Source organism: Rhizobium sp. 01L419, from assembly GCF_056400025.1.
The window spans coordinates 169,579-185,879 of record NZ_JBFTSM010000001.1; the positions used below are offsets into that span (position 1 = coordinate 169,579).

The window sequence follows — 16,301 nt, forward strand, 5'->3', positions numbered from 1 at the left end:
GGATGAGGATGGACGCAAAATCAAAGCCCACCTGCCACATTGTTCGCCCTGACCATACCTATGACGGCAAGCAGGGGCTGAGCTATTTCGAGGGCATCGCGGCCGAGACAGTCGGCGCGAAGGGCATCTGCATGCATCTTCTGACGATCCCGCCCGGCGTGCGCGCCAAGGCGCATCTGCATGAAGCGCATGAGACGGCGATCTACATGCTCTCCGGCGAGGCGCATACCTGGTATGGCGACAGACTTGAGAACCATGTGATCGTGCGCGCCGGCGAACTCTTCTATATTCCGGCCGGTGTGCCGCATCTTCCGGCAAACCTCAGCGGTACGCCCTGCACGGCGATCATTGCCCGCACCGATCCGAACGAGCAGGAAAGCGTGATCCTGCTGCCGGAGCTCGATGCGCTGGTGCCGGCGTGAGGTTATTTGCATAGCGGCAGCGGCCCCCACTTGATTGCAGCATCGGCCACGAACCCGATCGTATAGCCTTTAGGCCCTGATGTGATCTTGACGGTGTCGTCGTTACTGCTTTCTTCGCCCTCCGCCTGGCAAGCGACCGTGGCGGTGAAGTCCTTGCCTTCGGTCTTCAGGATTTTCTTGATTTCGCAGTAAGAGGCCGCCGTGGTGATGCCCTCGGAAGTCAGCAGAAAGAAGTTGTCGGAACCTGTGCTTTCGCCGCTCTTGGCGTAGGCGCAGCCATCCTTGTTGCCGTAGCTGCCCTTGATGGGCAGCGTGTCAGCATTCGCCGCGGTGGAAAGCGCGGCCAGGGAAACGATCGTCAGAAGCAGATGACCGCGCAAATGTGTCACACCCCACTCGCCGGGATGCCCGTGCGTTCGACCTTGCGGGGAGCGGTGATCTCCTTCCAGGTCGACAGTGCCTTGCTGACGGCGGTAACCGGCTCGCGCCTGACGAATTCGCCATGGCCCGAGCGGGTCTTGACGGTCCCTTCCTCGATCGCCACGACGCCACGCGTCAGCGTGTAGCGTGGCAGGCCGGTGACTTCCTTGCCCTCGAAGACGTTGTAATCGATCGCAGACTGCTGGCTCTTCGATGTAATGGTCTTGGAGCGCTTCGGATCCCAGACGACGAGATCGGCATCGGCGCCGACGAGGATCGCGCCCTTCTTCGGGTAGATGTTGAGGATCTTGGCAATGTTGGTGGAGGTGACGGCGACGAACTCGTTCATCGTCAGGCGGCCGGTATTGACGCCGTAAGTCCAGAGCATCGGCATCCGGTCTTCGAGGCCGCCGGTGCCGTTCGGGATCTTGGTGAAGTCGCCGACGCCGAAGCGCTTCTGTGCCGTGGTAAAGGCGCAATGGTCGGTTGCCACCACCTGCAGCGAGCCGGAGGCGAGGCCCGCCCAAAGGCTGTCCTGATGCTGCTTGTTGCGGAAGGGCGGAGACATGACGCGACGGGCGGCATGATCCCAGTCCTTGTCGAAATATTCTGACTCGTCGAGGGTCAGGTGCTGGATTAGCGGCTCGCCATAGGCGCGAATGCCCTTCTGGCGAGCACGGCGGATCGCTTCATGGGCCTGTTCGCAGGAGGTATGGACGATATAGACGGGGCAGCCGGCCATGTCTGCGATCATGATTGCGCGGTTGGTGGCTTCACCCTCGACTTCGGCCGGGCGTGAATAGGCGTGCGCTTCGGGGCCGTTATTGCCTTCCGAAAGCAGCTTGGCGGAAAGGGAGGCGACGACATCCCCGTTTTCGGCATGGACGAGCGGCAGGGCGCCAAGCTCGGCGCAGCGCTGGAAGGAGGCGAACATCTCGTCGTCGTTCACCATCAGCGCGCCCTTATAGGCCATGAAGTGCTTGAAGGTGTTGATGCCCTTGTCCTCAACGATCGTCTTCATCTCGTTGAAGACCTGCTCGCCCCACCAGGTGACCGCCATGTGGAAGGAGTAGTCGCAATTGGCGCGGGTGGACTTGTTGTCCCACATGGTCAGCGCTTCGAGCAGCGACTGGCCAGGCGCGGGAAGGGCGAAATCGACGACCATGGTCGTGCCGCCGGAAAGGGCCGCGCGCGTGCCGCTTTCGAAATCGTCGGAGGAATATGTGCCCATGAAGGGCATTTCGAGATGGGTGTGCGGATCGATGCCGCCGGGCATGATGTAGCAGCCGGAGGCGTCCAATACCTCGTTGCCGGAGAGGTTCGGGCCGATCTCGACGATCTTGCCGCCGTCAATCTTCACGTCCGCCTTGTAGGTGAGGTCGGCCGTGACGATGGTGCCGTTCTTGATGACTGTGGTCATGATCGTTCCCCATTCTTGTTTGTAAATTGGGCTGGCGAATAAAAGCTGGGCAATTCGGAGCTGACCTCAAGCCGGCCTTCCAATGCAGCCAGGATCGTTTCAAGAACCGAGCGTCGTTCGCGCGAGATTTCCTGATTCCAGAAACGCAGGACCGAATAGCCGTTTGCATTGAGCCATTCCGTTCGGCGTTGATCGGAGATGCTTTCTGCGTGCTGGAAGCCATCGATCTCGACAACGAGCTGCTCTTCCCGACAGAGGAAATCGACAATGAATGGGCCGAGTGGCACCTGCCTTGCGAATTTGTAGCCGTTCAAGCGCCGTGCGCGCAGGTCGCTCCAAAGGCGGTATTCCTCTTCGGTTTCATTGTGGCGCAGGTGTCGTGCTTGTTCGGTTTTGGCAGGGCGATGTTTGCGAATATCTTGTTTGATAATTTTGGTTGTGCCCGGAGCCCCCTCATCCGCCCTTCGGGCACCTTCTCCCCGAGGGGAGAAGGGGGGAGCGGCGACGTCCACCGTTCCCTTCTCCCCAGCGGGGAGAAGGTGGCCCGAAGGGTCGGATGAGGGGGCTCCGGGCGCTACGTTAGACATCAGGAGACAATCTCCGCCGTCTCGACCACCGCATGGAACAGCACGTCGGCTCCAGCCGTCGCCCATTCCTTGGAAATCTCCTCAGCCTCGTTGTGCGAAAGACCACCCACACAGGGACACATGACCATCGTCGCGGGCGCGACCTTGGCAGCCCAGCAGGCGTCGTGCCCGGCGCCGGAGATGACGTTCATGTGGCTATAGCCGAGACGCTCCGCGGCAGAGCGAACCGAGGTGACGAGCTTTTCGTCGAAGGTGACGGGCTCGAAATGGCCGATCGCCTCGATGGAGCAGCCGACGCCGAGTGCGTCGCAGATCTTGGGCGCTTCGGCCTCGATCTTTGCCCGCATGCGGTCGAGCTTGGCCTTGTCGGGCGAGCGGATGTCGACGGTGAAGACCACCTTACCCGGCAGCACGTTGCGGGAGTTCGGCGAGAAGAAGACCTGGCCAACGCCGCCGACGGCGCCCGGCTGTTCGCCCATGGCCACACCCTGGACCATTTCCAGGATGCGCGACATCGCAAGGCCGGCATTGACGCGCATGTTCATCGGTGTCGAGCCGGTATGGGCTTCCTTGCCGTTCAGCGTGAATTCCAACCACCAGAGGCCCTGACAGTGAGTGACGACGCCGATCTGCTTGTTCTCAGCTTCGAGGATCGGGCCTTGCTCGATGTGATATTCGAAATAGGCGTGCATCTTGCGGGCGCCGACCTCTTCGTCGCCGACCCAGCCGATGCGCTTCAGCTCGTCGCCGAAGAGATTGCCTTCGGGATCTTTGCGGTTATAGGCGAAGTCCAGGCTATGCGCGCCGGCGAAGACGCCTGATGCCAGCATTGCCGGAGCGAAACGCGCGCCTTCCTCATTGGTCCAGTTGGTTACGACAACAGGATGCTTCGTCCTGATGCCGAGGTCGTTCATGGTTCTGACGATTTCGAGGGCGCCGAGCACGCCAAGCACGCCATCATATTTGCCGCCGGTCGGCTGGGTGTCGAGATGCGAGCCGACATAGACGGGGAGAGCGTTCGGATCGGTGCCGGGGCGGGTCGCGAACATCGTGCCCATCTTGTCGACGCCGAGTGTCATGCCGGCGTCTTCGCACCATGTCCTGAAGAGGCTGCGGCCTTCGGCATCCGAGTCCGTCAGTGTCTGGCGGTTGTTGCCGCCGGCAATTCCCGGGCCGATCTTCGCCATGTCCATGAGACTATCCCAGAGACGGTCCCCGTTGACGCGCATGTTCTCGCCTGGCGCTGCCACCATACTGAAAATCCTCACCTGTTTTGCGGCAGTCATGCAAGGTGCACGCCCGCCTTGTTCCCGTGGTCAAATTCCCACTGCTGCCGCTTGTTTCGTCAGCGCCGGAAAATCGCCAGTTGCCTTTGTTTTTTATCTGGCAGATAATTTGACCGATTGGTAAACATTACAACTTCCATCGCGGCGCTCAAGACGAAAATCACGAAAAATACAGACAAAATATGGGCAAAAAGGCAGGCAGTTGCCCATTTAAGCGGCAGGAGAGGCTGCTCTTCCAATCTTGAGCGAAGGAGTTGAATTTCAAGGGGAAAAGAGCGAATGGCCATTCCGAGAGCGGCGAAGACACTTCGCCGGACCCGAATCCAGGAAGAGAAGGAAGAGCTGATCCTGGAAGCGGCGCTGGATGTGTTTTCGGTCAGCGGCTTCCGCGGCTCGACCATCGACCAGATCGCCGAGGTCGCCGGCATGTCGAAGCCGAACCTGCTCTATTATTTCCGCACCAAGGAAGCCATGCATCGCGCGCTGATCGACCGCGTGCTCTATAACTGGCTCGAGCCGCTGCGGGCCTTCGATGCGGAGGGAAATCCGGAATCGGAGATCCGCAGCTATATCCGCCGCAAGCTCGAGATGGCGCGCGATTTTCCCCGCGAGAGCCGGCTGTTTGCCAACGAGATGTTGCAGGGCGCGCCACACGTTCTCGATATGCTGAAGGGACCGCTGAAAGAGCTGGTCGACGAAAAGGCGGCTGTCATCCGCTCCTGGACGAAAAGCGGCAAGATCGCCCCCTGCGATCCTTATCATCTGATCTTCTCGATCTGGTCGACGACGCAGCACTATGCCGATTTCGATGTGCAGGTCCGGGCCGTGCTGGGTGAAGAACATTCAGGTGACGGGCGCTTCGAAGATGCGGCTCGCTTCCTGGAACGGCTCTTCATCGGCGGATTGCGGCCGGATTGATCCGGAGCCGGATCATCGCCTAAGGCTTGCCTGGAAGCGCCACGCGGACAAGAATGTCCGTCACGCCTTCGATCGTGTAGGGCTTCTGCAGGACCGGTGCATCCGAATGGCTGTGAGCCTGGGCTATCCCCTCGCCATAGCCGGTGGCGAAGACGAAGGGCACGTTGCCGGCGGCCAGCCGGTCGGCGATGGCAAAGCTGGTTTCGTCACCGAGATTCACATCGAGAAGGGCGAGATCGAAGGACTGGTCGGCCAGGAATTCCATCGCTTCGGCAACACTTGGCGCCGTTGCGACCTCCGCGCCCAAACGGCGCAGGATGTCTTCGCCATCCATGGCGATGATCAGGTTGTTTTCCACCAGAAGTACATTGAGGCCGGCAAGGGGTTCGTCGTTTGAGCCGATGACGTTGCGTTCTGTCGCTGTGACCGATGTCGGAGCGAGGCGTTCGCTCCCCGGGTTTGCCGCATTCACGTTCTTGGCCGGAATCCAGAAATCGGCTTCCAGCCCTTCGTTGATGTAGCGGACTTCGGCCTTGCCACCAAGATCGTAGGGGATGGAGCGGCGAATGATCGTCGAGCCGAAGCCATGCCGGGTGGGTTCCGATACCGGGGGGCCGTCCTTTTCGCGCCAGCCGATGTGGAGATTGCCTTCTTCGTCCCTCATCCAGCCGAGTTCGACAAAACCGGATCCAGAAAGGCTCCCATATTTGGCGCTGTTCGTCACCAGCTCATGGAAGACCAGGGCCGTGGTTGAAAAGGCCTGTGGCTCCAACAGCACATCCTCGCCGGTCATTCGGATGCGCTGGGCATTTTTGCCGAGATAGGCGGCGGCTTCGGCCATAAGCAATTGCCGCAACGAAGCGGGTGCCCAGTGATCGCGGGTGATCTGATCGTGCGCTCGGGAGAGCGACTGGACGCGGCCTTCGAGCTGGCGGACATAATCCGGGAGGCCGATCGAGGTCGATTGCGATTGGCGGATGAGCCCGCCGATCAGGCCGAGGATGTTGCGAACGCGATGGTTCAACTCGGCGATCAGCAGTTCCTGCCGTTCGTTGGCGAGCTGGCGCGCCATGCTGGCCTCATCCGTCAGGCGCAGCACCACTTCGATCAGCGTGACACGGATGGTTTCTGCAACGCGACGCTCCGCTTCGGTGAAGGGCAGGGAGCGGCCGCGCACCAGCTCGGACCAGGCTTCGAAACTCTTGCGCGGGGTGAGCCGCGGGCCGTTCGGGCCATAATCCACGGGCTTCTGCGGATCGCCGGCCCAGCGCACGGTGCGCACGATTTCCTGGCGGAACAGCACGACATAGTCGCGCGGCGAACGGGAGATCGGAATGGCGAGCATGCCGGCCACGGCATCATCGATTTCGATGTCGGGATAGGTTTCTGCAAGGCGATCGACCGCAAAAACCCGGCCGGCGGCATTACGATTAAGGTGACGGATGAGGGCGGCAAAGCTCTTCTCATCCGGGCCGAGACCTGCAATCGCCCGACGCCCGTTGATCCAGACGCCGATACCATCGGCGGGGATGGCATCTGCCAGCGCGTCGATCAGCCATGTCGGATCATCAAGCAGGCTCGCATTGTCGGCAACGGAGGTCAGCAGGCGGTCGGCGATGCGGCGCGCCTTGGTTTCGTAATCGAGCGCCAGGCGCCGTTCGCGGCTTTCGAGGCGGGAAGCAAACATCTGCCCGAAAAGTTCTGCCGTGGAGCGGCTTTCGGCCGAGGGCAGGCGGGCGCTGTAATGGTGGCAGGCAAAGAGGCCCCAGAGCCTGCCATCGACGACGATGGAGATCGAGAGCGAGGCGCCGACGCCCATGTTCTTCAGATATTCGATATGTATCGGCGAAACCGAACGCAGCACGGACATGGAAAGATCGAGCGGGCGGCCGTGCTCGTCGACTTGCGGCAGGATCGGCACAGGTGTCGCATCAATATCGGCGATGATGCGGAAGAGGTTGCGCAAATAGAGCGCTCGGGCCTGAACTGGAATGTCGGATGCGGGATAATGCAGGCCGAGGAAGGAGCCGATGCCCGGCCGGGCAGCTTCGGCCACGACCTCGCCGGAGCCGCTGTCGTCGAAGCGATAGACCATCACACGGTCGAAACCGGTCAAGGCGCGGGCCTGTCTCGCGCCTTCCCGGAAGAAGGCTTCCAGGGTTTCCGTGTGGTCCAGACGCGACATCATGCTGCGCGTGGAGAGCGAAGGCGCGCTGGATCTGCCTCCGTCGGCACGTTCGCCCTCGATGATGATCTGACCGTTGCAGACATGCACCGCCACGTCGAAGCGTGCCTGCGCCGCCGTCAGCGCGATATCGAAAATGCGTTCGACAATGTCCGGACCGCGCAAGGTGGCGAGCTTGTTGCGGAGCGTATGCAGCGCTTCCGGCGTAATCAGCGACGAAATGGGCCGGCCGACGGCATCAGTATGGGCGATATCAAGGAATTCCGAAAGATTGGCCGAGGCGCGGGTAACGATCCAGTCCGAGGAGACGGCAAGCAGGAAACCGAAAGGCTGGACGGAACCAAGCTGATGGATCGGCTCCCGGTCGCAATTGGTCAGATCAATGGGGGCGTCGGCATCGCTCATCAGACGGCTTCCAGTTCAAGCTGCGCCGCCTTCAGGAACAGGCCGAAGACATTGCGCGCAGCCGCAACGGCGCCTGCAATATCGTCAATGCCGCTGGTATCAAGACGTTCCATGAAGGCGCGCATCGAGCCCTTCGGACCTTGCGGAGCGAGATAGCTGCCCGGCAGGTGATTGGGCACGGCTTTTGCGAGCAGGGCGCCGCCAAGCTTGGATCCTTCAAGCACATAGACTGCACCCCAGAGCGAGGCTTCGTCGGCAAGCGCGGGCTGCGGCAGGAGTGGCGGTGGTGGCTCGTTCAGGGCGGCCATATCGGCGAGAAGAAGCGATGCGCGACGGCGCACCGGCCAGTCCGGCAAGAGCGTCGTGATGCCGGCCTGCTCAAGGGCAGCTTCGACCGAAGGAACAGCACGGGCATGGGCACGCAGGAAGGTTTTATAGTCGCGGGTGTCGGAGAGGTTGAACTTGCCGAAGAGGGCGTCCACCTCGGCATGGCAGTCTGCTGTTTGTACGCGAAGGGCACTGCGAAGTGACATGCTGACCGTGTTCCAAAACGAAATAGCTTCCAGCGCCGTCCACAACGACGACGAGTATAGCGATATACGGCAGCATCGCTTTTTTTCCAGAGAAACCCTCAGAAAAACATGGATTTCCGCGATATTGGCAATCCAGTTTCTCTGGGGCAGTCGACCACGACTGGTGTGTATGGCCTCACATCGACCGACGCCCTGAAAAGCTTGGCCGGAAGAGGATGAAGCCTTTCTCTTCGCCGGGGAGAAGGGAGTTGAGATCAGGCGGCAGCGCTTGCGACGCCTTCAAAAGCAAAACCTTCATCCGCCCAGCCGGTCAGGCCGCCGATCATCAGCTTGACGGTCAGTCCGAGGCGGGAGAGGCGCAATGCCGCCTTGTCCGCGCCGTTGCAATGCGGGCCGGCGCAATAGACAACGAACAGCGTATCGGCAGGCCATTCGGACATGCGGTGCGCGGTCATCTTGCCGTGCGGCAGGTTGAGGGCGCCTGGTATATGCGAGAGGTTGAAGAGCGTCGGCGAGCGCACGTCGAGCAGCACGAAATCGACCTTGCCGGAGGCGAACGCGCCGTTCACATCCGAGCAGTCGGTTTCGAAGGCGAGCTTGCGGGCGAAGTGTTCGGCGACAGCCTCAGGCGCTGCGGCGGGGATTTCAGAAACGGGGCTCGGCATAATCTGGTCCTTTGTTGGTTCTGGTCTTGGCTTGGTTGCAGCCGATCATTGCTGATGATAGTGATTGGCGAAATTGGCCATCATGACCGATAGCGTAAAGATCATGCCAAAAGCGGATATGCATAAAACGCAGGGGCCGCATGTCGTGGCGCTTGCCTATGACGGGCTCTGCACCTTTGAATTCGGTATCGCCTATGAGGTCTTCGGCCTGTCCCGGCCGGAGATGGGCGAGGGCTGGTATCGGTTCTCGGTCGCCGGCATCGAGCCGGGTCCGCTGCGTGCGGCCGGCGGGCTCACGGTCGCCGTCGACAACGGGCTTGAACTGCTCGACGAGGCCGATCTCATCATCGCGCCGGGATGGCGGGCGATCGATGCGCCGGTGCCGGAGCCCCTAATCGCCGCCTTGCAGGCTGCGCACCAACGAGGCGCGCGGATCATGTCGCTCTGCTCGGGTGTGGCCGTGCTTGCCGCCGCCGGTCTGCTTGCCGGGCGGCGGGCAACGACACACTGGCGCTATGTCGCCTCGATCGCTGCGCGTTACCCCGACATCGCGCTCGATGCCGACGTGCTCTACATGGACGAGGGCAGCATTTTGACGGCGGCAGGCAGTGCGGCCGGCATCGACCTTTGCCTGCATGTGGTGCGCGGCGATTTCGGCCCCGACGCCGCCAACAGCGTGGCGCGACGTCTCGTCGTTCCGCCGCATCGCGAGGGCGGGCAGGCGCAATTTATCGCGGCCCCCGTGCCGGAAGCGCGCGAAGGCATTCGTCTCGGGCCATTGATCGAATGGATGCGTGGTCGGCTTTCCGAGGAGCAGCCGATCAGCCTGCTCGCCGGCAAGGCAGGCATGAGCATGCGTACCTTCCAGCGCCGCTTCGAGGCGACGACGGGTGACAGCGTAGGCGAGTGGCTGCTGAAGGAGCGGCTGCGGCATGCGCGCGATCTTCTGGAGAAGAAGCTTGCCGTCTCACTCGACGATATCGCTGTCGCAAGCGGCTTCGGCACGTTGGCGACGATGCGCCACCATTTCCGCCGGCGGCTCGGCACCAGCCCCAGCGCCTACAGGAAGTCTTTCGGGCTTTGAGGATCGACGGATAAAGAAAAAGCCGCCGTGGACGGGCGGCTTTTTCATCAGGCTTTTCGGAGGTCCTACTCCGCAGCCTGGCGCGCCATCGGGTTGTTCGGATGCGTCGTCCAGTTGGCATAGGCGGGCTCGACCACCTTGCCGGTGCGCTTATCCAGAGAGCCGGCGGGAAGCTGCTCCATGGTGATGCAGTTTTCGACCGGGCAAACGCTGACGCAGAGATTGCAGCCGACGCATTCCTCGTCCATCACTTCGAAATGCCGAACGCCATCCACGAAGTTGGTGATCGCCTGGTGCGAAGTGTCCTCGCAGGCGATGTAGCAGCGGCCGCATTTGATGCAGGCGTCCTGATCGATCTTCGCCTTGGCGATGTAGTTGAGGTTGAGGTACTGCCAGTCGGTGACGTTGGGCACGGCGCGGCCGGTAATGTCGTCGAGGGTCTTGTGGCCCTTTTCGTCCATCCAGTCGGAGAGGCCGGTGATCATCTCCTGGACGATCTTGAAACCGTAGGTCATGGCTGCGGTGCAGACCTGCACGTTGCCGGCGCCGAGCACCAGGAATTCAGCCGCATCGCGCCAGGTGGTGATGCCGCCGATGCCTGAGATCGGCAAGCCGTAGGTTTCCGGATCGCGGGCGATTTCGGCGACCATGTTCAGCGCGATCGGCTTGACCGCTGGGCCGCAATAGCCTCCGTGGCTGCCCTTGCCGCCGACGGTGGGGTTCGGCGCGAAATTGTCGAGATCGACGGACACGATGGAGTTGATCGTATTGATCAGCGAGACAGCATCCGTGCCGCCGGCTTTTGCTGCGCGGGCGGGGCGGCGGACATCGGTGATATTGGGCGTCAGCTTGGTGATGACGGGCATGCGGGTGTACTGCTTGCACCAACGCACGACCATTTCGATATATTCCGGCACCTGGCCGACCGCCGAGCCCATGCCGCGCTCGGACATGCCGTGCGGACAGCCGAAGTTCAGTTCGATGCCGTCTGCCTCGGTCTCTTCCACCAGCGGCAGGATGGCCTTCCAGGCCTGCTCCTCGCAGGGCACCATGATCGAGGCGATGAGCGCCCGGTCAGGCCAGTTCATCTTGACCTGCTTCATTTCCCGCAGATTGGTCTGCAGGTCGCGGTCGGTGATGAGCTCGATATTGTTCAGGCCGAGCAGGCGGCGGTCTGCGCCCCAGATTGCGCCATAACGCGGGCCGTTGACGTTGACGACAGGCGGGCCTTCCTCGCCGAGCGTTTTCCAGACGACGCCACCCCAGCCGGCCTTGAAGGCACGCTCGACATTGTAGGCCTTGTCGGTCGGCGGCGCGGAGGCGAGCCAGAAAGGGTTCGGGGACTTGATGCCGACGAAATCATTGCGGAGATCAGCCATTGTTCATTCTCCCCTTCAAGCGACCGCGACAGCCGGAGCGGCTGCGGCAGACAGGGTGCGGTGAATGGATTCGGCCGCATCGCGGCCGTGGGCGACGGCAGAAACCGTAAGGTCGTCACCGCCGAAGACGCAGTCACCGCCGGCCCAGACGCCATCAATCGATGTGCGTCCTTCAGCGTCGACGGAGATGCGGCCGGTTTCCGTGCGCAAGGCGCCAATGCCTGAAGCTTCGAAGGTCTGGCCGATCGCCTTGAAGATCTGGTCGGCGGCGATCACGCCGGTCTCGCCGGTGCCGGCGAGGCGGCCGTCGACGAGGCTGGTATATTCCACCTCGATCGCCGCGACCTTGCCATCCTGAGAAAGGATGGATTTCGGCGCCAGCCAATGGCGGATGATGACACCTTTCGAGGTGGCAAGATCCTGCTCGAATTCCGAGGCGTTCATGTGCTCCTTGCCGCGGCGGTAACAGATCGTCACCTCTTCCGCGCCAAGCAGCTTTGCCTGCACGGCAGCGTCGATTGCCGTCATGCCGCCACCGAGAACGACGACGCGGCGGCCGATGGCGATCTCGCCCTTGTTGTCTGCTTGACGCAGGGCCGCGATGAAATCGACGGCGTCATCGACACCAGGAAGGTTTTCGTTGTCGACGCGCAGTGCATTGACGCCGGCAAGGCCGAGGCCGAGGAAGACGGCGTCATACTGACCCTGAAGATCGGAAAGCGAGAAATCGCGGCCGAGCTGCTCACCGTGCTTTACCTCGATGCCGCCGATGGAGAGGACATAGTCGACCTCTTTCTGCGCGAAGTCGTCGACCGTCTTGTAGGTGGCAATGCCGTACTCGTTGAGGCCGCCCGACTTCGGCTTGGCATCGTAAATCACGACTTCGTTGCCCTTGACGGCGAGGCGGTGGGCAGCCGCGAGACCGGCGGGGCCTGCGCCGACGACGGCGATCTTCTTGCCTGTCGGCTCTGCCCGTCGGTAGAATTGCTTGCCGGCACTCATTGCCGCATCCGTCGCGTAGCGCTGCAGGCGGCCGATCTCGACAGGGCGCTCTTCGGCCGTGTTGCGCACACAGGCCTGCTCGCAGAGTTCTTCGGTGGGACAGACGCGGGCGCACATGCCGCCGAGGATATTCTGATCGAAGATCGTCTTGGCCGAGCCGATCGGATTACCGGTCGAAATCTGGCGGATGAAGAGCGGAATATCGATGGAGGTGGGACAGGCCGTCATGCACGGCGCGTCGTAACAGAAATAACAGCGGTCGGAGGCGACCAGCGCTTCGTGATTGTCGAGGCGCGGGTGAAGATCGGAAAAATTAGCCTCGTACTCGGCGGAAGCAAGCCGGCCGGCACGAATCCCAGTTTCCAGACGTTCCATTGAAGTTCCCTCTTTATTGGTAACGGCCAGTGAGGGAATCGTAACTCAGGTTCAAAAATTTATCAAACGGTAAAATTTTGGCAATTTCTACTCGTTTCCTCCTCCTAACTGATTGATTTTATTTGCTGTGGTAATTCTTTGGGCAATCTCTGCCTTCCAATTGGACGGACCGAAGCGGCACTCGGATTTCGGCTCGCGAAAAAAAATTGATAAAAGTCCAATTTATTTCCAATCGTGCGGAACCAAAGTTAACGCGCGTAGTTAATGCGATATCCGGATGATGACCGCATCGACCCAACATGCGCGCCCCCAACCCATCATTCGGACGAACTCACGGTCCCCTCCCGGTGAGTGGAGACAGCCGGTGCGCCGCCCTCGCACCGGCTGTTCTCCGTTTAGGCTCCAACAATTTAGCAGGCAGGCAATTGAGCAAGGTGCGCAGCGGTTTTGCGCCCGGAATTGCGTGAAGATAAAACGTCTCAGGTGCTTTTGAGGATTTCGAATTCCGTCTCCGGAACAGTCAGGTGATATTCAATGCGGCCGGGCACCAACGTCAGTTCGGCCTTGCCATTGACGGAGGAGGGCACGACACGCTCCAGCACCGTGCGGCCGAAGCTGTTTTCGCTGAATTCGTGCACATCCGCGCTGTTTGGAAGCACTTCCACCCAGGTGAGCTCGATCGCCCGGCGACCGGCGATGTCAGCATCCCGGCAGTTCAGCGTGACGGACGTCGCCCCGCTGGCGATTGCGCCATAAGAGGCGGAATTGACGATCAGTTCATGTAGCGCCAGGCCGACATGCACGGCGGCGTTCGGCGTCAGATGGGCGTTGATGCCAAAGATCGGCATGGAACCTGATGTTTCCGGCCAGTAGGGGGCGAACTGCTTTCCGGCGAGCTCGAACAGGAAGGCACCGCGCCAGCTGGAATCGGTGATCAGATCCTGCGAATTGGAGAGCGATTGCAGACGGCCGCGGAACTTTACAAGAAAGCTATCAAGCGAAATCGTGTTGCGGGCCGTCTGGGTGGCGATGCCCTGGATGATGGCAAGCAGGTTCTTGGAGCGGTGGGAAAGCTCGCGCAGCAGCGATTTCAGCACCTTTTCGCGATGCCGACTTTCGGTAATCTCCGAGATGACGGAGAGCAGGCCGTAGTTGTTGCGCGCGCCGGTACGTTGAACTTTCAGTTCGAATGTCCTGACTTCGCCATCGATTGCAACATCGACCTCGGCACTGCTGGAGGCGCCGGTTTCAAGCACCCTGTGCTTCATGGCGGCAAGGGATTTGCCATGTGCTTCGCCAAACAGCGAACCGTCATCACCACCGGTGACAAAACGCTTCTTGAAATAGGGAAGAAGATTCTCGGCATAGATCATGGCAAGGCCCGCATCCTGATACAGGACCGAGATAGCGGCGCTGGCGAGCGCGCGCTCCATCATGGCCGCTTTGCCTTCAGTGGTGAAAGGCGTTCCGGACTGTGGTCCAGTCGTATTCACTCGGCCGCCTTTCCTCAGTCCATCAGAACACAGGAAGGGATGCTACCCCTCCCGACAAAACTGCCGTTCATTCTAGAAGCAAGCGCTGCAAAAACCGTTAAAACCGCGAATACGCTCCGGCAGAGCCGGAACGCATTGCTACCGGAATGGTTCCGGCGCGGCTGAATTTCACGTTTCAGGCCGCCACACGGGTCGTTTCGTTGAAGAAAAGCGCCTGGCTGATGAGGGCCTTGACCATGTCGGGGTTGAAGGGCTTGGTCACGAGGAAGGTGGGCTCCGGCCGTTCTCCGGTCAGCAATCTCTCCGGGAAGGCGGTGATGAAGATGACGGGAACGCTCGATGTCTTCAGGATGTCGTTGACGGCGTCGATGCCCGAGCTGCCGTCGGCAAGCTGGATATCGGCCAGCACCATGCTCGGCTTCGTCTTGTTGTAGAGCGCGACGGCTTCCGTATGGGTGCGGGCGATACCGGTGACCCGGTGGCCGAGGCTTTCGACCATCTGCTCGATATCCATGGCGATCAGCGGTTCGTCTTCGATGATCATGATATCTGTGGCCACCTGGCGCGAAATCTCATGTGACGCCTTGTCGAGCAGCTGCATGGTTTCCTGTTCGGTGATCTCGAGAATCTCGCCGATTTCCGAGACGCGGAAATTCTCGACCGAGGCAAGCAGGAAAGCCTGCCTGGCGAGCGGCGAAACCTTTGAAAGGTTCAGCGTCGCGCGCTGCTCCCAGGCATAGGGAGAGGACGGTTCAGGAATCTCGACTGCAGTGGAACCAAACAATTGCGTGAACAGTTTGTAGAGTGCGACGCGGTCATTCGCGGTATCCGGGAATATGGACAGGTCGGCGATGATCGCTTCCAGGACGGCAGCGACATAAGCATCGCCCGATGTCTGGGTGCCGGTAAGCGCGCGGGAATAACGACGCAGATAAGGAAGGTGCGGCGCAATTCGAGTGGAAAGTGTCATTAAAAACTCCCGTCTACAGGCCGGTAAATGGCTGCTGCAATGACCTGAAAACGCGATCTTCATAAAAAAGTTCCGCAAGGTGAGGAACTTTTTTTACAGCGTCGCATTATCCTAGCCGACAAACGAAGGGCGTCACGTTTTGAACCATGTGAACGGAATGGATTTGCAGCATCAACGGTTTGAAAGAACCGGCTTGATCGATCTGATGTCCGTTCCATTTAGCTTTTGCAGAAGACATTGCCTTTCATCCCGAGACAACAGGCAAGAAGTGATCATTTGATGACAACACAAAAGACAGAAGCACCGGACGAGCGCCAGCTGGAAGTGCGGGCGAGCGATATACTGGACCCGAACAATCAGATCGGCGTCAGGCTGCGATCGCTCTATGCTGCCGCTCATGAGGAAGCTATTCCCGATCGCTTCCTGGACCTGCTGGAAAAACTCGACCGAGCCGAACTCATGGCTGCCGCAAAGATGGCCGAATAGGAATACCCGCATGGAAAAAGCGCAACCGAGCTTCAAGCGCGAACTCCTGGCGGCCCTGCCAAGTCTTCGCGCCTTTGCAATATCCCTGATCGGCCGACACGACCGCGCCGACGATCTGGTCCAGGACACCATCATGAAAGCCTGGGCCAAGCAGGACCATTTCGAGATGGGCACCAACATGAAGGCCTGGCTCTTCACGATCCTGCGCAACGAGCTTTACAGCCAGATGCGCAAGAGCGGCCGTGAGGTGCAGGACAGTGATGGTTTGTTTACCGAATCCATGGCGACGCACCCGTCCCAATACGGCGCGCTCGACCTGCAGGACTTCAAGAAGGCGCTGGACCAGCTGCCACCGGACCAGCGCGAAGCGATCATTCTCGTTGGCGCGTCGGGCTTCTCTTATGAGGAAGCGGCGGAAATCTGCGGCTGCGCCGTTGGCACCATCAAGAGCCGCGTGAACCGTGCGCGCCAACGTCTACAGGATCTCCTGCAGATATCAGGCGAGGCGGATTTCGGCCCCGATGCCACATCGGCGCCGTTGACGTCGAAGGCTTTTGCCTTCTGATCAAAATGTTTCCTGGGAGGAAGGATGGCCGGCTGCCCTATCGGGCGCCGGCTTTTTTATGCGGTAGGATGGCTGGCCGATTTCAACACGATGCTTCAAAATAGAT

The 16,301-nt window shown here is 60.6% G+C and carries 17 protein-coding genes; 5 read left to right on the forward strand and 12 right to left on the reverse strand.

Annotation, left to right across the window (positions count from 1 at the left end):
- Positions 1-8: 8 nt before the first annotated feature.
- Entirely contained in the window at positions 9-422 is a 414-nt protein-coding gene (locus tag AC1DUP_RS00815) for a cupin domain-containing protein (RefSeq protein WP_113510298.1), read from the forward strand.
- 2 nt (positions 423-424) lie between these two features.
- Here the strand turns inward: AC1DUP_RS00815 and AC1DUP_RS00820 are convergent, their stop codons facing one another.
- The 5 genes from AC1DUP_RS00820 to AC1DUP_RS00840 form a co-directional block, all read right to left on the reverse strand.
- Complete coding sequence (locus AC1DUP_RS00820; RefSeq protein ID WP_477831841.1) at positions 425-811, reverse strand: hypothetical protein; 387 nt, start codon at positions 809-811, stop codon at positions 425-427.
- Positions 808-2,262 carry a dihydropyrimidinase gene (gene hydA / locus AC1DUP_RS00825; protein WP_477831842.1) on the reverse strand — a complete coding sequence of 485 codons (1,455 nt, stop codon included), beginning with the start codon at positions 2,260-2,262 and terminating at the stop codon, positions 808-810. Before hydA ends, AC1DUP_RS00820 begins: the two co-directional genes overlap by 4 nt.
- Positions 2,259-2,849, reverse strand: a complete 591-nt coding sequence (locus AC1DUP_RS00830; protein ID WP_113299742.1) for an endonuclease domain-containing protein — start codon at positions 2,847-2,849, stop codon at positions 2,259-2,261. Before AC1DUP_RS00830 ends, hydA begins: the two co-directional genes overlap by 4 nt.
- Positions 2,849-4,102: a Zn-dependent hydrolase gene (locus tag AC1DUP_RS00835; RefSeq protein ID WP_477831843.1), complete on the reverse strand. Its 1,254-nt coding sequence runs from the start codon at positions 4,100-4,102 to the stop codon at positions 2,849-2,851. Before AC1DUP_RS00835 ends, AC1DUP_RS00830 begins: the two co-directional genes overlap by 1 nt.
- Before the next feature lie 92 nt (positions 4,103-4,194).
- Complete coding sequence (locus AC1DUP_RS00840) at positions 4,195-4,422, reverse strand: hypothetical protein (RefSeq protein WP_162748609.1); 228 nt, start codon at positions 4,420-4,422, stop codon at positions 4,195-4,197.
- Between AC1DUP_RS00840 and rutR the strand changes: the two genes are divergently transcribed.
- Complete coding sequence (gene rutR / locus AC1DUP_RS00845; protein WP_477831844.1) at positions 4,415-5,053, forward strand: HTH-type transcriptional regulator RutR; 639 nt, start codon at positions 4,415-4,417, stop codon at positions 5,051-5,053. The two genes, AC1DUP_RS00840 and rutR, sit on opposite strands and share 8 nt — an antisense overlap.
- A gap of 19 nt (positions 5,054-5,072) precedes the next feature.
- On the opposite strand, the gene AC1DUP_RS00850 is transcribed toward rutR, so the two are convergent.
- The 3 genes from AC1DUP_RS00850 to AC1DUP_RS00860 form a co-directional block, all read right to left on the reverse strand.
- Positions 5,073-7,643: an HWE histidine kinase domain-containing protein gene (locus tag AC1DUP_RS00850; RefSeq protein ID WP_477831845.1), complete on the reverse strand. Its 2,571-nt coding sequence runs from the start codon at positions 7,641-7,643 to the stop codon at positions 5,073-5,075.
- On the reverse strand, positions 7,643-8,176 hold the full coding sequence (locus AC1DUP_RS00855) for a biliverdin-producing heme oxygenase (RefSeq protein WP_477831846.1): 534 nt from the start codon (positions 8,174-8,176) through the stop codon (positions 7,643-7,645). The genes AC1DUP_RS00850 and AC1DUP_RS00855 overlap by 1 nt, the downstream gene beginning before the upstream one ends.
- A 254-nt stretch (positions 8,177-8,430) precedes the next feature.
- Positions 8,431-8,841 carry a rhodanese-like domain-containing protein gene (locus AC1DUP_RS00860; protein WP_477831847.1) on the reverse strand — a complete coding sequence of 137 codons (411 nt, stop codon included), beginning with the start codon at positions 8,839-8,841 and terminating at the stop codon, positions 8,431-8,433.
- A gap of 82 nt (positions 8,842-8,923) precedes the next feature.
- Between AC1DUP_RS00860 and ftrA the strand changes: the two genes are divergently transcribed.
- Entirely contained in the window at positions 8,924-9,925 is a 1,002-nt protein-coding gene (ftrA, locus tag AC1DUP_RS00865) for a transcriptional regulator FtrA (RefSeq protein WP_113299819.1), read from the forward strand.
- Between the two features lie 65 nt (positions 9,926-9,990).
- Here ftrA and preA read toward each other — a convergent pair whose 3' ends face one another.
- The 4 genes from preA to AC1DUP_RS00885 form a co-directional block, all read right to left on the reverse strand.
- Complete coding sequence (gene preA / locus AC1DUP_RS00870) at positions 9,991-11,304, reverse strand: NAD-dependent dihydropyrimidine dehydrogenase subunit PreA (RefSeq protein ID WP_477831848.1); 1,314 nt, start codon at positions 11,302-11,304, stop codon at positions 9,991-9,993.
- 15 nt (positions 11,305-11,319) lie between these two features.
- Positions 11,320-12,681: an NAD(P)-dependent oxidoreductase gene (locus AC1DUP_RS00875; protein ID WP_113510291.1), complete on the reverse strand. Its 1,362-nt coding sequence runs from the start codon at positions 12,679-12,681 to the stop codon at positions 11,320-11,322.
- 479 nt (positions 12,682-13,160) lie between these two features.
- Positions 13,161-14,114, reverse strand: a complete 954-nt coding sequence (locus AC1DUP_RS00880) for a sensor histidine kinase (RefSeq protein WP_113299818.1) — start codon at positions 14,112-14,114, stop codon at positions 13,161-13,163.
- A gap of 235 nt (positions 14,115-14,349) precedes the next feature.
- Entirely contained in the window at positions 14,350-15,144 is a 795-nt protein-coding gene (locus AC1DUP_RS00885) for a response regulator (protein WP_113299734.1), read from the reverse strand.
- 279 nt (positions 15,145-15,423) lie between these two features.
- On the opposite strand from AC1DUP_RS00885, the gene AC1DUP_RS00890 reads away from it, so the two are divergent.
- Positions 15,424-15,630, forward strand: a complete 207-nt coding sequence (locus tag AC1DUP_RS00890) for a NepR family anti-sigma factor (RefSeq protein ID WP_113299733.1) — start codon at positions 15,424-15,426, stop codon at positions 15,628-15,630.
- A gap of 10 nt (positions 15,631-15,640) precedes the next feature.
- Complete coding sequence (locus AC1DUP_RS00895) at positions 15,641-16,195, forward strand: RNA polymerase sigma factor (protein ID WP_007815244.1); 555 nt, start codon at positions 15,641-15,643, stop codon at positions 16,193-16,195.
- Positions 16,196-16,301: the final 106 nt, after the last annotated feature.

What these genes read in the sequence shown, in the direction of transcription:
- AC1DUP_RS00815 (WP_113510298.1), top strand. Translation starts at nt 9, where the DNA reads ATGGACGCAAAATCAAAGCCCACCTGCCACATTGTTCGCCCTGACCAT.
- hydA (WP_477831842.1), bottom strand. Translation starts at nt 2,262, where the DNA reads ATGACCACAGTCATCAAGAACGGCACCATCGTCACGGCCGACCTCACC.
- AC1DUP_RS00830 (WP_113299742.1), bottom strand. Translation starts at nt 2,849, where the DNA reads ATGTCTAACGTAGCGCCCGGAGCCCCCTCATCCGACCCTTCGGGCCAC.
- AC1DUP_RS00835 (WP_477831843.1), bottom strand. Translation starts at nt 4,102, where the DNA reads ATGGTGGCAGCGCCAGGCGAGAACATGCGCGTCAACGGGGACCGTCTC.
- rutR (WP_477831844.1), top strand. Translation starts at nt 4,415, where the DNA reads ATGGCCATTCCGAGAGCGGCGAAGACACTTCGCCGGACCCGAATCCAG.
- AC1DUP_RS00840 (WP_162748609.1), bottom strand. Translation starts at nt 4,422, where the DNA reads ATGGCCATTCGCTCTTTTCCCCTTGAAATTCAACTCCTTCGCTCAAGA.
- AC1DUP_RS00850 (WP_477831845.1), bottom strand. Translation starts at nt 7,643, where the DNA reads ATGAGCGATGCCGACGCCCCCATTGATCTGACCAATTGCGACCGGGAG.
- AC1DUP_RS00855 (WP_477831846.1), bottom strand. Translation starts at nt 8,176, where the DNA reads ATGTCACTTCGCAGTGCCCTTCGCGTACAAACAGCAGACTGCCATGCC.
- AC1DUP_RS00860 (WP_477831847.1), bottom strand. Translation starts at nt 8,841, where the DNA reads ATGCCGAGCCCCGTTTCTGAAATCCCCGCCGCAGCGCCTGAGGCTGTC.
- ftrA (WP_113299819.1), top strand. Translation starts at nt 8,924, where the DNA reads ATGACCGATAGCGTAAAGATCATGCCAAAAGCGGATATGCATAAAACG.
- preA (WP_477831848.1), bottom strand. Translation starts at nt 11,304, where the DNA reads ATGGCTGATCTCCGCAATGATTTCGTCGGCATCAAGTCCCCGAACCCT.
- AC1DUP_RS00875 (WP_113510291.1), bottom strand. Translation starts at nt 12,681, where the DNA reads ATGGAACGTCTGGAAACTGGGATTCGTGCCGGCCGGCTTGCTTCCGCC.
- AC1DUP_RS00880 (WP_113299818.1), bottom strand. Translation starts at nt 14,114, where the DNA reads ATGGAGCGCGCGCTCGCCAGCGCCGCTATCTCGGTCCTGTATCAGGAT.
- AC1DUP_RS00885 (WP_113299734.1), bottom strand. Translation starts at nt 15,144, where the DNA reads ATGACACTTTCCACTCGAATTGCGCCGCACCTTCCTTATCTGCGTCGT.
- AC1DUP_RS00890 (WP_113299733.1), top strand. Translation starts at nt 15,424, where the DNA reads ATGACAACACAAAAGACAGAAGCACCGGACGAGCGCCAGCTGGAAGTG.
- AC1DUP_RS00895 (WP_007815244.1), top strand. Translation starts at nt 15,641, where the DNA reads ATGGAAAAAGCGCAACCGAGCTTCAAGCGCGAACTCCTGGCGGCCCTG.